The sequence below is a fragment of the Streptococcus oralis genome (genome assembly GCF_901543815.1).
Lineage (GTDB): Bacteria > Bacillota > Bacilli > Lactobacillales > Streptococcaceae > Streptococcus > Streptococcus oralis_CM.
The window spans coordinates 924,527-939,914 of sequence record NZ_CABEIU010000002.1 but is presented as its reverse complement, the minus strand read 5'-3'; the positions used below and the strand labels follow the sequence as shown (position 1 = coordinate 939,914).

At 40.8% G+C, this 15,388-nt stretch carries 12 protein-coding genes; 1 reads left to right on the top strand and 11 read right to left on the bottom strand.

The features are described from left to right. Positions 1–95: 95 nt before the first annotated feature. From FQT28_RS04740 to eno, 3 genes are all read right to left on the bottom strand, one after another. Complete coding sequence (locus tag FQT28_RS04740) at positions 96–932, bottom strand: AraC family transcriptional regulator (protein WP_125449072.1); 837 nt, start codon at positions 930–932, stop codon at positions 96–98. Between the two features lie 204 nt (positions 933–1,136). Beyond that, a complete protein-coding gene (locus FQT28_RS04735; protein ID WP_000031476.1) occupies positions 1,137–1,631 on the bottom strand; it encodes a YkgJ family cysteine cluster protein in 495 nt (164 codons plus the stop codon). A 175-nt stretch (positions 1,632–1,806) separates the two neighbouring features. After that, positions 1,807–3,111 (bottom strand): surface-displayed alpha-enolase, encoded by a 1,305-nt coding sequence (eno, locus tag FQT28_RS04730; protein ID WP_000022821.1) that lies wholly within the window; start codon positions 3,109–3,111, stop codon positions 1,807–1,809. Between the two features lie 162 nt (positions 3,112–3,273). Here eno and FQT28_RS04725 point away from each other — a divergent pair, with 162 nt between their 5' ends. Further along, positions 3,274–3,720: a DUF1694 domain-containing protein gene (locus tag FQT28_RS04725; RefSeq protein ID WP_132973363.1), complete on the top strand. Its 447-nt coding sequence runs from the start codon at positions 3,274–3,276 to the stop codon at positions 3,718–3,720. Here the strand turns inward: FQT28_RS04725 and FQT28_RS04720 are convergent. The 8 genes from FQT28_RS04720 to pulA form a co-directional block, all read right to left on the bottom strand. Then, positions 3,717–4,832, bottom strand: coding sequence for a glycerate kinase (locus tag FQT28_RS04720; RefSeq protein WP_143989569.1), 1,116 nt, complete (start codon positions 4,830–4,832; stop codon positions 3,717–3,719). The two genes, FQT28_RS04725 and FQT28_RS04720, sit on opposite strands and share 4 nt — an antisense overlap. Before the next feature lie 9 nt (positions 4,833–4,841). Further along, positions 4,842–5,486, bottom strand: a complete 645-nt coding sequence (gene serB / locus FQT28_RS04715) for a phosphoserine phosphatase SerB (protein ID WP_143989568.1) — start codon at positions 5,484–5,486, stop codon at positions 4,842–4,844. 61 nt (positions 5,487–5,547) lie between these two features. Further along, complete coding sequence (glgA, locus tag FQT28_RS04710) at positions 5,548–6,981, bottom strand: glycogen synthase GlgA (RefSeq protein ID WP_132973357.1); 1,434 nt, start codon at positions 6,979–6,981, stop codon at positions 5,548–5,550. After that, positions 6,978–8,117 carry a glucose-1-phosphate adenylyltransferase subunit GlgD gene (glgD, locus tag FQT28_RS04705; RefSeq protein ID WP_143989567.1) on the bottom strand — a complete coding sequence of 380 codons (1,140 nt, stop codon included), beginning with the start codon at positions 8,115–8,117 and terminating at the stop codon, positions 6,978–6,980. Before glgD ends, glgA begins: the two co-directional genes overlap by 4 nt. After that, a complete protein-coding gene (locus tag FQT28_RS04700) occupies positions 8,107–9,249 on the bottom strand; it encodes a glucose-1-phosphate adenylyltransferase (RefSeq protein WP_143989566.1) in 1,143 nt (380 codons plus the stop codon). The genes glgD and FQT28_RS04700 overlap by 11 nt, the downstream gene beginning before the upstream one ends. Further along, complete coding sequence (glgB, locus tag FQT28_RS04695) at positions 9,239–11,167, bottom strand: 1,4-alpha-glucan branching protein GlgB (RefSeq protein WP_084975430.1); 1,929 nt, start codon at positions 11,165–11,167, stop codon at positions 9,239–9,241. The genes FQT28_RS04700 and glgB overlap by 11 nt, the downstream gene beginning before the upstream one ends. A 269-nt stretch (positions 11,168–11,436) precedes the next feature. Next, the gene (locus tag FQT28_RS04690) at positions 11,437–12,861 is read right to left on the bottom strand and encodes an NADP-dependent glyceraldehyde-3-phosphate dehydrogenase (protein WP_143989565.1); all 1,425 of its coding nucleotides are present in this window, start codon (positions 12,859–12,861) and stop codon (positions 11,437–11,439) included. A gap of 196 nt (positions 12,862–13,057) precedes the next feature. Continuing rightward, entirely contained in the window at positions 13,058–15,343 is a 2,286-nt protein-coding gene (gene pulA / locus FQT28_RS04685; RefSeq protein WP_143989564.1) for a type I pullulanase, read from the bottom strand. Positions 15,344–15,388 lie beyond the last annotated feature (45 nt).

Genomic DNA, 15,388 nt, shown 5'->3' with positions numbered 1-15,388 from the left:
TTAATTTACGGACATGAATGTCAACAATTAAAAACTCTGTAGAGATTCTTTCTACAGAGTTAGGTTTGCATCTTTATAAAATGTCAGAAAATTATCTAGTTCTTAATCACTGGTATCCAGAGTTCCATTTGATAGTCAGGTGATGACATGTCTCCTTCAGTATAGACTTCAATGTCTGGCGCTCCTGAGTGGCGATAGCCAGTTTCTGGGAAAAAGACCTCCAAAACATACTTCCAAGCATTATGAATGCTAGCTGGTATAGGGCCTTTGACTGGGACGATAGCATATTCTCCTTCCGGAATGTCTTTGATTGACAGACCTAGTTCTTCTGCTTTAGTTTTATCCGTCACATCATAAGCTGCCATGTAGTTGATGATTTCGCCTTCTTTGACATCGGAGCAGACACCAAAGGATTGGCCACTACCCAAACTTTCTAGGTTTTCAACGCTGTGATTAGCATAGAGTTGCTCCCAAGCAGACGGGCACTGACTATTGTCAATAGCTTCCAATAGGACGCCTGCCACGGTAAATGCAGGTTTCTTTTGAATTTTGATATCCATGTTCTTTCCTCCTGTGATTTTTAAGGATAATCGAAGTCTAGGAAAGACCCGATAAGGTTTTCCATTTCGAACTTCTGAGGGAGTTGCCCCATGGAATTTCTTGAAAGCTGCGCTGAAGGCATCCGCAGAGTCGTAGCCGTATTTCAACGCTATGTCAATGACTTTCTCAGAGCTTTCTCGCAAGTCCGTCACAGCTTCTGATAACCTGCGATTGCGCAAGTATTCTGCTAATGTCATATCTGCCAGGATAGAAAATAGCCTGCTAAAGAGAGCATAAGAATAGCCCGATAACTGCTGAAATCTTTTCATATCCACCTCTCCAGTCAGCTGCTGCTCCAAATAATCCATGGTTTGATTGAATTGATGCATCATATTCTTCTTTTCTTACCTCCACAAGATACAAAGGTCATTAAAAGCAAAGTGAAAATAGGAAAATTAACGCTGGATCTTCTAGTCCTAGGAAATTTTGTCTTTTTCGCATAGCTTCTAGGCCGTGTTCAATTCTATCCTATAGTCTAACAGAGATCAGATACTTCCGCCCTAGAATCTTTGTACAAGATTTAAAGGTGTAAATTTCTATAACTTATCCTTTAATTTCTCAACAAAGAGATAGGCTGCTGGGCAGGTCAAAGTATTCTTAATCGTTAAATGGTTGATTTGATGAATCTTTTTACGGTCTGTATGGGGAAATTCCCTGCAGGCCTTTGGACGAACATCATAGATAGAACAGAGATTGTCTCCTCCTAGAAAGGGGCAAGGCATAGATTTAAAAACCTTATCCCCATCTTCATCCACCTGCAGAAATTCTGCTTCAAAAGCTGGTAATTTCATCTTAAAATACTTGGCAATACGGGTGATGTCTGCCTCTTTAAAGTCTGGTCCCAAAGTCTTGCAACAGTTAGCACAGGCAGTACAATCAATCTCAGCAAAGACTTCTTGGTGGATCTGCTGGGCAATCTTATCTAGATTCTTTGGTGGCTTTTTCTTTAGATTAGCTAAAACTTTACGATGCTCCTTCTGTTTTTGCAAGGCTAGCTGGTGGTAATACTCAATATCAATTTCTTTAGACATAATTGCTTTCTAATACAAGTGTTTTTGTCTATTATACCATAAGTCATTTTCCATTTTTGAATATTGCACATAAAAAAGCCCTTCGGATAAAATCCGAGGGGCTTCAAACGTTGTTAAATCAACGGCCAAACTTTTGAATTTCAAGGTTCGGGATAAAATAGTTCACTGAACTATTTTATTTTTTAAGGTTGTAGAATGATTTCAATCCACGGTATTCAGCTACTTCACCAAGTTGGTCTTCGATACGAAGCAATTGGTTGTATTTAGCGATACGGTCTGTACGTGAAAGTGAACCAGTCTTGATTTGTCCTGCGTTAGTTGCAACTGCGATATCAGCGATTGTTGAATCTTCAGTTTCACCTGAACGGTGTGATACAACGGCAGTGTAACCAGCTTCTTTCGCCATTTCGATAGCATCGAATGTTTCAGTAAGAGTACCGATTTGGTTAACTTTGATAAGGATTGAGTTAGCAGCACCTTCTGCAATACCTTTTTCAAGGTAAGAAGTGTTTGTTACGAAGAAGTCGTCACCAACCAATTGAACTTTACCACCAAGACGTTCAGTAAGAGCTTTCCATCCATCCCAGTCGTTTTCATCCATACCATCTTCGATAGTGATGATTGGGTATTTGTTTACCAATTCTTCAAGGTAGTCGATTTGTTCTGCAGCAGTACGTACAGCAGCTCCTTCACCTTCGAATTTAGTGTAGTCGTAAACTTTACGTTCTTTATCGTAGAATTCTGATGAAGCACAGTCAAATCCGATAAATACGTCTTTACCAGGAACATATCCAGCAGCTTCGATCGCAGCAAGGATAGTTTCAACTCCGTCTTCAGTTCCTTCGAAACGAGGAGCGAATCCACCTTCGTCACCTACGGCAGTTTCCAAACCACGTGATTTAAGGATTTTCTTAAGAGCGTGGAAGATTTCAGCACCCCAACGAAGAGCTTCTTTGAATGATGGTGCACCAGCAGGTACGATCATGAATTCTTGGAAAGCGATTGGAGCATCAGAGTGAGAACCACCGTTGATGATGTTCATCATTGGAGTTGGAAGAACTTTAGTGTTGAATCCACCAAGGTAGCTGTAAAGTGGGATTTCAAGGTAGTCAGCAGCAGCACGAGCTACAGCGATAGACACACCAAGAATTGCGTTTGCACCCAATTTACCTTTGTTAGGAGTACCGTCAAGTGCGATCATAGCACGGTCGATAGCTTGTTGGTCACGTACATCGTAGCCGATGATTGCTTCAGCGATGATGTTGTTTACGTTGTCAACAGCTTTTTGTGTACCAAGACCACCGTAACGAGATTTGTCACCGTCGCGAAGTTCAACTGCTTCGTGTTCACCAGTAGAAGCTCCTGATGGAACCATACCACGTCCGAAAGCACCTGATTCAGTATAAACTTCTACTTCAAGTGTTGGGTTACCGCGTGAGTCTAGGACTTCGCGAGCGTAAACATCAGTAATAATTGACATTTTTTACTCTCCTTTGAGTTAAATTTTTTACACCTCTATGATACCTTAAAAATAAGCGTTTTTCAAGAAAAAACGTTATCTTTGTGCAAATTTTCCTTAACTTTATAAAGTAATCGCTTTCTTTGGTCTGTTTTCTCATAGCTTTTGTGATATACTAATTTTATGACAGATTTATCAAAACAACTACTAGAAAAGGCTCACGGTGGGCCAAAACTAAACCCGGATGAACAACGTCGTTTTCTCGGCACTTTCGAGGAAAGAGTTCTTGGCTACGCTGATATCAGTACTGCCAATAGTCCTGAATTAGAACATGGATTTTTCTCTATTTTAGAGGGTTTTCAAGAAAAGGTAGAGATGCTTTTTGTGAAAATCTCACCAAATATCGAGTTTGACAAACAGGTCTTTTACTTAAAACAAGCAAAGGAAAGCAACTGTCAGGCGACTATTGTTTCAGATGATCATATCACCTCTCCTTTTGGCCTTGTCATTCACACGAATGAACCTGTTCAAGTGGACGAAAAGGACCTTAGACTTGCATTTTCAAGTCTTTGGGAAGAGAAAAAGGCAGATCCACCTAAAAAATCCGTCTGGAAAAAATGGTTTGGTTAATCCTTTCTCAAATTTAACAAACGACCAATATTAGTAGCTGTGTGCTCCAAATAGAGACTTGCATTTTTCAGACTATCTTCTAAAGGTTCACTTTTCTCTAAAATAGAAAAGGCTGCTTGTATATTTTCGAATGGTAGGGGAGGCAAATCATCAGCAAGACTACCACAAATAGCGATAACTGGAACTCCTTCAGGAGTTCTTTTTGCTACACCGATAGGAGCTTTTCCAACAAAGCTTTGACTGTCCAGTCTACCTTCACCAACGATAACCAAGTCGGCCCCTGCAACTTTCTTCTCAAAGTCTATCAAATCCAAGCAAGTATCAATCCCAGATACGATACAGGCCTCAGCAAAGGCACATAGCCCAGCAGCAATGCCACCGCCGGCTCCTGCTCCTTTCAGAGATAGGATTGATGGCGAAAGTTTTTCATAGAACCGCTGTATAGCCAGATCTACTGTCTCAAACAGAGCAGGATCCAGACCTTTTTGTCTGCCAAATGTATAGGTTGCCCCTTGATGACCACATAGAGGGCTCACGACATCTGCTAAAATGCGAATTTGTACATCTTCGGGAATCCTATACAACTTGCTATTTGAAACTGACTCGAACTCAAGCAAAGTCTGACCGCAAGCTGGCAATTCTTTTCCATTCTTATCATAAAAACGATAACCTAAACCAGCAGCAATGCCTATTCCACCATCATTACTAGCCGTACCACCTACACCGATATAGATTTCTTTCATCCCTTGATCAATGAGATAGCGAATCAACTCTCCGATACCTCTGGTTTGGATGTGAAGGGGATTTCGTTTCTCCCGCAAAATCTTTCCTAAACCAACCAAGTCAGCAACTTCAAAGAGCGCTGTTTTTCCTTTCTGAAAGTAGCGCATTGCTTCATTTAGGCCAAAAGGTCCCGTCACCTCTTGCCATTTTTCTTCGAGGTCAAGAGAATGGCGAATAGCGTCTACAGTTCCTTCCCCACCATCACCAACAGGACAGAGCAGACATTCTACATCTGCTATCGATTTTTGGAATCCTCTTTTTATAGCTTGAGCGACCTCTTCTGCAGCCAAACTTTCTTTAAAAGAATCAGGTGCAATTACAATCTTCATAGTTCCCTCTCATTCTAAGAAATCAATTAAAGGTAGAACTTCTAAAAAATCCCTTTTATCTACATGACAAGCTATCTCAACTTTTACGAATTCTTTGGCACAAAAGGCTATACCGATTCCTGCTGTCTTTAACATCAAGAGGTCATTGGCACCATCACCGATGGCAATCATTCTTTCTTTGGGTAGTTTTAATTCTTTTCTCCATTTCTCAAGAGTAGCTTGTTTTACTTGGGCTGTCACAATTTCACCAACCAATTTTCCTGTTAAAAAACCGTCTTTGACTTCCAACTGGTTGGCAGAGAAATAGGAGATACCAAGGGATTTTGCTAATCTCTCAACTATTGGTGCAAATCCACCAGACACTAGACCGACTAGAATACCCTTCTTTTGAAGTATGGAGATAAATTCTTGAGCATTCTTGGACAGATGGATGGATTTGAAGACAGTATCAAAGACCGAAATCGGAAGACCTTCTAACAAAGCCACTCTTGCTCGTAAACTCCTTTCAAAGTCTAGTTCACCTCGCATCGCCTGACTCGTAATCTGCGATATTTCTTCTTCGCAACCTGCTTCTCTTCCTAAAAGATCAATCACTTCCTCTGCTATCAAGGTGCCATCAACATCCATGACACAGAGCCCCATTACTTGAGTCATCACTCTTCCTCTTTTCTAAACAGCCCAAAAATCGTATGAAAGAATCATACGATTTAATCTATTAGTTGACTAGACTATGGTACAAGTCAAGATAAGACTTGCAGGCTGTATCCCATGAGAAATCGCATTCCATAGCTTGTTTTTGTAGATTTCTCCAAACATCTGGCTGGTTCTTATAAACATCCAAGGCTGTTTGGAAACTCCAGTTAAGCCAGTATGGTGTTAAATTGTCAAAGCTAAATCCAGTACCAGTTCCTTCTATTGGATTGAAGGATTGAACCGTATCACGCAAGCCACCCACTTCATGAACCAATGGTAGAGTTCCATAGCGCATCGCCATCATTTGAGACAAGCCACATGGTTCAAAACGACTTGGCATGAGGAAGAGATCACAAGCTGCGTAGATTTCTTGAGCAAGTTTGACATCAAAAGTAATATTTGCTGATAGCTTATCAGGATAGACTTGAGCAAACCAGGAGAAGGAATGTTCAAAAGCCGGGTCACCTGTTCCTAAAAGGACTATTTGAACGTCCTCCTGTAAGAAACGATGCAAGCTTTCTACAACAACATCAAAACCTTTTTGACGCGTCAATCGAGAGACAATCCCAACTAGAGGAACATCTGCTCGCACTGGTAACCCAACTTTCTCTTGTAATTTTGCTTTGTTTTGAGCTTTTCCAGACAAATCTTCTTTATCAAAATGATAGTCTAAAAGTGGATCTGTCTCAGGATTATAAAGGTCTGCATCAATACCATTGACAATACCTGAAACCTTACCCGACTCCATGCGAAGAATCTGATCCAAACCGCAACCGAATTGGCTAGTCATAATCTCACGTGCATAGCTAGGAGATACGGTTGAGACACGATCCGCGTAGAGAATACCTGCTTTCATCCAGTTGAGACAATCATTCCAGCGAAGGGTGCCATCAGCATAGCGTTCAAAACCAACACCGAACAAATCCCACAACATTCCTTCAGAAAACTGACCTTGGAATTCCAAATTGTGAATGGTTAAAATGGTCTTGATTCCTTGGTAAGCCTGAATCCATCTGTATTTTTCCTTCAAGAGAAAAGGAATCATAGCGGTGTGATAATCATGGGCATGGAGAATATCTGGAATGAAATCAATTCGCTCCATGGCTTCAAGAGCAGCCAGTTGGAAAAAGGCAAAGCGTTCACCGTCGTCAAAATCACCGTACACATGGCCACGGAAGAAATAATACTGATTATCAATGAAGTAGAAGGTTACACCATTCAAAACCGTTTTCTTAACACCACAGTACTGTCTACGCCATCCTACACTAACTTCAAAGTGGAGAACATCCTCAATCTGGTCTCCAAACTTTGCTTCTACCATATCATAATAAGGTAAGAAAACTGCAACTTCGTGCCCCGCTTTTACAAGTGATTTGGGAAGTGCGCCAATGACATCGCCCAAACCACCTGTTTTTGAAAAGGGTGCTCCTTCTGCCGCTACAAATAAAATTTTCATGAATAAATGTCCTCTGTTACTGTTTCACCCTTCTTCACTACAACTGGATGTTCTGCCGTTCCTCGAATGACAACACCGTCAGCAACTTCAACCCCTTTGTCCAAGATTGCATACTCAACTTGGGCACCTTGGCCAATCACAACACGTGGGAAGAGAAGGCTGTCTTTAACTAGACTATCCTTATGAACGTGAATATTACGTGATAGGACTGACTGAACTACTTCACCCTCTATGATACTACCAGAGGCGAACTGCGAAGTACTTACCTTAGAGGTGTTTGAATAGTAAGTTGGTTCTTCATTCTTAACCTTGGTATAAATCTTTTGGTTAGGTGAGAAGAGAGAGTAGAATTTTTGAGACTCCAGCATATCAATATTGGCTTGATAATAGGATTGAACAGAGTGAACATTGGCTAGGTAGCCAGTGTATTCATAAGCAAAAGCACCTTCTTTAGCTGCCAACTCACGTAAAACATAGCGTAATTTTTCTGGGTATTCTTTTTGAACTTCTTCTTCCAAACGCTTAATCAACCACGGAGTATCAACGACGAATATATCTGTAGACATGTTGAAAAGTTCATCTGTTGATTTGGCATCAAAAAGTTTATGAGAAAGAACACGGTCTGTTTCATCCACTTCCAAGATGGCATTAACATCTGAAATATCCTTTTTAGGTAATTTCTTATAAACAACTGTAATCGGACGACCGGCAGTAGTATGTAAATGGAATACTTGATTGAGGTCAATATTCACCACGATATCACAGTTAAGTGCAACCGTCTGATTTGAGCCTGAACGTTTCAAATAAGTGAGAAGCTGTTGGTAATATTCTTTCCCAACTGTGCTACTTTCAACACGCGTATTATAAATACCTAGATAGTAGTGACTGAGAAGGGTAGATAAGCCCCACTCACGTCCTGAACGAATGTGGTCAAAGACTGAACTGATATTATCTTGTTGGAAAATTCCAAAGACACTACGAACACCAGCATTTGCAAGGCTAGAAAGAGGGAAGTCGATCAAACGATATTTTGCTCCAAATGGCAAGCTAGCCACCGGACGGTGTTCTGTTAACGTTGACATATCATGAAAACCAACTGTGTTTCCTAAAATGGCTGAATATTTATCAATCTTCATCTGATGCTACCCCCACTACTTCATTGTATCCTACTACTTGTACTTCGTCTGTTCCATCAATTTCGACACCTTCAGAAATAACAGCACCCTCACCAATAATGGCACGTTTAATTTTTGCACCTTTTCCGATAATGGCACCACTCATGATTACAGAGTCTACTACTTCAGCACCCTCACGTACTTGCGCTTCTGTTGAGAGAATGGAATGCTTAACAGTTCCATCCACGAGACAGCCATCCACAACTAAAGAATCTTCTACATGAGCGTGTTTTCCAATAAAGTTTGGTGGTGAAATCAAGTTCCGTGAGTAGATCTTCCACTGACGATCACGACTATCCAAAGCGTTATTTGGATCAATGTATTCCATATTTGCTTCCCATAGAGACTCGATAGTACCAACGTCTTTCCAGTAGCCTTTGAATTCATAAGCATAAATGCTTTCTCCAGACTCAAGGTAATTTGGAATAACGTTTTTACCAAAGTCTGACATATCTACCTTGTTCTTTTCAGCAGCTACCAGCATATTACGGAGACGTTGCCAATCAAAGATATAAATCCCCATAGAAGCTTTGGTAGACTTAGGTTCGGCTGGTTTTTCTTCAAATTCAACGATACGATTATTGGCATCTGTATTCATGATACCAAAGCGACTAGCTTCTTTGAGAGGCACATCTAGAACAGCTACTGTCAAGCTGGCGTTGTTGTCCTTATGAGACTGAAGCATGTCATCATAGTCCATCTTGTAAATATGGTCACCAGAAAGGATCAAAACATATTCTGGGTTAACACTGTCGATGTAGTCAATGTTTTGGTAGATAGCGTGGCTAGTCCCTTCAAACCAACGGTTTCCTTCACTTGCAGAGTAGGGTTGAAGGATAGAAACACCTGTATTAATGCCATCTAGTCCCCAGCTCGAACCATTTCCGATGTGGTTGTTCAAGGCAAGAGGCTGGTATTGTGTAATCACACCGACATTGTGAATCCCAGAGTTAGCACAGTTGGAAAGAGCAAAGTCAATGATACGGTAGCGCCCACCGAATTGCACTGCTGGTTTGGCAATGCTTTGAGTGAGTTTTCCGAGACGTGTTCCTTGCCCACCTGCAAGGATCAAAGCTAGCATTTCATTCTTCATTTTCTACTCCTTTTTGGGTTTTATTTGTGACAGTTTTAGTTGGTTTCAAGCGACGTTTAATCTTCCAGATACTTGCTCCCATAGCTGGCAAGGTGAAGGTCAAGGTCTGCTCATAATCCTTCCATAATCCTTCTTGGGTTTGAACCGTTTGGTTGTATTCTTTCCAGACACCACCCCATTGTTCCAATTCTGTATTCCAAACTTCTTCATAAACTCCTGCGACAGGAAGTCCGATTGTAAAGTCTTTTCGTTCAACAGGCGCCATATTAAAGACACAGACTAGCATTTCACCCTTTTTACTCTTACGAATAAAGGAAAGGACACTCTGATCTCTATTATCCGCATCGATAATTTCGATGCCATCGTAGCTGGTGTCAATTTCCCAAAGGCAACGATGCTCTTTATAGAATTGATTAAGTTGAGAAGTGAAGTACTTCATCTTAGCATTCATTGGATCTTCCAAGTTAGACCATTCTAGCTGTTCCTCAGACTTCCACTCTAAGAACTGACCATATTCGCTTCCCATGAACAAGAGTTTCTTACCTGGATGACAAATCTGATAAGTGTAGAGATTGCGTAGTCCTGCAAATTGATTGTATCGATCTCCCCACATCTTGTGCATCATGCTCTTCTTACCATGTACGACTTCATCATGCGAGAATGGTAAGAGGTAGTTTTCGTTGAAAACATACATAAAGCTGAAGGTTACCAAGTTAAAATCATACTTACGATAAATCGGATCTTCCTCGTAGAAACGGAGAATGTCGTTCATCCAACCCATATTCCACTTGTAGTCAAATCCTAGACCACCCATTTCTTTCATACCAGTAATCTTTGTTGCTGATGAACTTTCTTCTGCAATCATCATCACATCTGGATGAGCTAACTTGATAACAGTGTTCAAACGTTGAAGGAAATAGTAGCCTTCGTAGTTGAGATTGCCACCGTCTTTGTTTGGAGTCCAAGGAGCATTATCATAGTCTAGGTAGAGCATATTGCTGACTGCATCCACTCGAATACCATCTAAATGATAAAACTCAATCCAGAATTTAATGCTAGAAATCAAGAAGGACTGAACTTCATTCTTCCCAAGGTCAAAGTTAAGAGCTCCCCAACCGTAGTTATGGGCCTTATTGTGGTCTTGGTATTCAAAAGTTGGTGTTCCATCGTAATAAGCAAGGGCGTCATCGTTGATGGTAAAATGACCTGGAACCCAATCCACAATTACACCGATATTGTTTAAATGACATTCCTCAACAAAATCTTGGAATTCCTCTGGTCGCCCATAAGAGTGCTCCATAGCAAAGTAACCCATAAGCTGGTAGCCCCAACTCAATCCAAGCGGGTGAGCCATTAAAGGCATAAACTCGATGTGAGTGTAGTTCATCTCAACAAGGTATGGAATGAGTTCTTCCTTGAGTTGTGCAAAGCTGTATGGACTACCATCTGGATTTCTCTTCCAAGATCCAGCGTGGGCTTCATAAATATTGACTGGTCTCTCAAAAAAGCCCCAGCGTTTTCTCCTAGCTAGCCAAAGACCATCTTTCCATTTTTTCTCTGGAATATCAGTCAGGATGGCTCCAGTCTCTGGGCGGGCCTCAAAACGAACCGCCAATGGATCAATTTTCATAATCTGGTGCCCATTTGCACGCGTGATATGATACTTATAAATCTGCCCTTCATGAGCCAGACTTGTGAAGACTTCCCAAACACCTGCTTCATTACGAACCATGGGAATTTGATGCTCTGTCCAGTTTGTAAAATCACCAACTAAGTGCACAGCCTGAGCGTTAGGTGCCCAAACACGGAAAGTAAAACCAATTTCTCCGTCTTTTTCCTCTTTATGTGCTCCTAGATAGTGCTGGAGATGAAAATTTTCTCCAGTAGTGAAGGTTCTCAATGCTTCTTGATTATTCATCCAATCCCCTTTCTTTTTGTAAGCGTTTTCTATAATTCTATTATACTATCTTTTAAAAGAACTTTCAAGCAGTTTACGGAATTTCTTAAAAAATATCTTGAAAATTTTGGAAAAATTATCTTAACTAAGCTTTCACTCATTTCAGAGAGAAAAGAATAATTTACATATATTTTCTTAGTATAATACCAAAACATTCGTTATTTTTCAATTTTAAACTGATTTTTTTAGTAAAAATAAAAATCAGGAATGTTATTTCCTGATTTTATAAATTATTTCACATCAAAAACAATGGATTTGACATTTGTCATTGCTTCAATGCTGTATTTAATCCCTTGCACTCCTGCACCAGAACCCTTTACACCAAGGAATGGGAAATTATCTGGTCCACGTTGTGTTTTGTTATTAATATGAACAGTACCGACTTCAAGCTTTTCAGCGATTTCAAATGCCTTCTTAAAGTCATTTGTAAAGACAGAGGATTGAAGACCGAACTCAGATTCGTTGGCAATTGCTACTGCTTCATCCGCATCAGCGACACGGATAATTGGGAGAACAGGTCCAAACGGTTCTTCCCATGCTAATTTCATATCTTTTGTAACTTGGTCAAAAAGCGCTGGCCAGAGAAGATTGCCTTCACGTTTGATTGGACTGAGCGATTTGGCACCCTTTTCCTGAGCATCTTGAATCAATCCCCAGATGAAATCAGCTGAAGCATTGTCAATAACAGGTGTGATATCTGCATTATCAAATGGGTCACCAACGGTTAGCTTAGCAACTTCTGCTTGAAGTAATTCAGCCAATTTATCCGCTACACTTTCCACAACCAAGACACGCTTGATGGCAGTACAACGTTGTCCTGAATAGCTAAAGGCTCCACCGACGATTTGTTTAGCTGCGTGTTCCAAGTCTGCATCTTCGAGAACAATAGCTGCATCTTTCCCACCAAGTTCAAGCATGATAGGACGCATTCCAGCTAAACGACCGATTCGCTCACCAATTGGAGTCGAGCCAGTAAAGTTGATAAAGTTAACTTCTTTGTGTTCAATGATATAGTCACCGATTTCAGAACCTCGTCCAGTTATCGTATTAAATACCCCCGCTGGAATACCTGCCTCATCAAAAGCCTTGGCTAATAACAGACCTGAGATAGATCCTTGTGTTGGCGGTTTAAACATGACGACATTCCCTGCAATCAAAGCCGGAGCAATCTTAGATCCAGAAAGGTTAACTGGATAGTTAAATGGCGCGATAGCTAACACAACTCCAACTGGCTCACGACGAACAACGGCTAGCTTGTTTTTACTTGCAGCTTCAAAACCGCCACCTTCCATTGCTTGTCCAGTGATACGGAGACCTTCTTCTGCAGCAAAACGAATCAAATCTGCTGTACGTACTACTTCTCCAATGGCTGCTTTTATCCCTTTAGCAACCTCCTTAGCAAGAATTGTACCAATTTTTTCTTTATCACGTTCCAAAATGTCTGCTGTCTTATGCAAATAGGCTGCACGCTCAACTGGTGCTAAATCACGCCATGCTGGGAGAGCTGCACGCGCAGCCTTCATAGCCTCATCTACTTCAGCTTGACTCATAGCTGGTACTGTCCCCAGCTTTTCCTGATTAATGGGTGAATAGATTGTAATTTCCTTTTCAGATGATTTCCAATTTCCATTTACTAAATTCTGATAATTTGTCAAATTCTCTTCCTCCTGAAAATGATTAAGACTTATTTTATCAAATTTTCAGAAAATTACAACCCTTTTTGTGAAAAAATTGAGATTTTTTTCACAATCTTGACCCTTCAAATTATTTGAAACTTAATTCTACTCTTCATTAAAAACCTCATAAATGACAAAAAGGATTAGATAATCTAACCCTTTTTACTACATTAATTTATGAGAGCACTTTTAAAACTGCGACACTAATATCATCAATAACATTTTCTTGTTTTGAACGACTGTTGGTAAGGAACATTTCAAGTTTACCTGCATTTTCAAAGTAGAAGGAGGTTCCCTTAGCATTAAATACCACTAATAGATGTTCTGATCCACCGTGAATCTCGTAAACAATCCAGCCACTATTTTCAGCAGCCGTGTGAACAAAGACATGACGGTAAATTTCTTCATATGTTGGATAAGAGAAGGCACTGATTTGCGTTTTTAGGCGGATAATCTGACGAATAAACTCAATGCTGTCTTGGCGTTCATTGATCAGATCCCAGTTGACTTGGTTAACACTGTCCGGAGCATTATAGCTATTCATAGCACGTTCTCGGTCTGCAGGAGTTAGTTCTCCATGTTCACCAGTTGGAACCAACTTAGTTCGACCAAACTCTTGCCCCAGTTCTATAAAGGCCATTCCTTGCATGAGAAGATTCATAGCTGTCGCTGTCTCAACCTTGCGCATAATCTGGTCGGAACTCTGATCAGGATGAAGGGTTGCCAACAAGTCATGAAGATTGTAATTGTCATGAGCTTCAACATAGTTGAGAACTTGGTTTGGACTGAGATAAGACCCCAATTCTCGGCTACCAAGAATGGCCTTGGCGACGATTGGTTCTGTAGCAGCACCACTCACAAATCCTGATTTGATTGCTCCATAAACTTCTCCTCCTTTGATCGCATCACGCTGATTATCGTTGAAGAAACCTATATTTGGCATCTGGTGGGCGTTATCCTTCTTAGCCTTGTCATAAGGAGCAAGACCTGTTCCCATATCCCAGCCTTCTCCATAAGTGAGAATACGCGGATCGACCTCATCCAGCGCCCAACGAATTGCCTGCATAGTTTTGACATCATGAATACCCATCAAGTCGAAACGGAAACCGTCAATATTGTATTCTTTCACCCAATAGAGGATGGAATCAATCATATACTTACGGAACATCTCGTGTTCACTTGCAGTTTCATTTCCTACTCCCGTACCGTTTTGAAAAGTTCCATCACGATTCATACGATAGAAATAATCGGGAACAGTTGTCTGGAATGGAGCGTCCACTGTTGAGAAGGTATGGTTATAAACCACGTCCATAATGACACCGATTCCTGCATCATGATAAGCCTGAATCATGGTCTTGAGGTCTCGAATAACTTGTCCGGGATCATCTGGATTACTAGAGAAGCTCGTTTCTGGTGCGTTGTAGTTTTGAGGATCATAACCCCAGTTATAGGTTACATTTCCCTCTTCATCGTATTCCTTATGGCGATCAAATATCGGTTGAAGTTGAACATAGTTGCAACCAAGTTCTTTAATATAGTCAAAGGCGGTTGCTTGGCCGTATTGGTTAACCGTTCCAGTCTGAGCAGCACCCAAGAAGGTTCCGCGGAGTTCTTCAGGAACACCAGATGTAGGCGATTTGGTAAAATCACGAATATGCATTTCACAGATAACTGCTTTACATGGATTCTCCAAACGCCATGGAGCTTCTGTCCCATGTTTGACTTTGAATCCTTCTACTTGTCTGTCCTGATGAGAAAGAATTACGGAACGTTTTCCGTCAGGACTTGTGGCAATCGTATAAGGGTCTCTCGTCAAAGTCTGGTGGTGTGGAAAGTCAATCTGATACTGATAAGCCTTACCAGCAAGATTTTCATCCAGGTCTACACTCCAAACACCAATGGTATTGTACTTATGACTGTATGAATAGCTATTCCCACGCTCAAGATTAAAGGTTTTCCAAATCGGTGCATCGTTACTAGTGTTTTCATAGACAACCACCTGAACAGCTGTAGCTGTAGGAGCCCAGAGTTTAAAGCTTGTCTGATAATCGGAAAGGCTGTAACCTAGTTCTCCTTGGTATCCCCAGTGATGATCAAAGCTTGCGCTATGGATGGCTTTATCAAAGGCAAATGGATTCTGATCCTTATAATATGGACTAGCAATAGCTGGATTTTCTGAATAATACACAGTCTCGTCTCCCTCTAAAATCCATGCTTCTGTCAGCAAGGGATAGTAGTTAAAACGTACAAGATATTCTTTTAATACACCATCTATCTCGGCTTTGAAGGTGAAACTATCCACCTTCTCCTGACTGGTCACGGTGAAAGAAAACTGAAGACCAAAATAAGTGGTCTCTGAAGTTAAGGAGCTTTTGTTTTCATCTCGGTCTGTGTTAAATGAGCAAACTGTATAATCTCCATTTTTTCTATGAAAATGGAGTAGAACGGGATAATTGTACATGTTTTTTCCTAATTTCTAATTTCTATTTTAATTTTATTTGGTGCT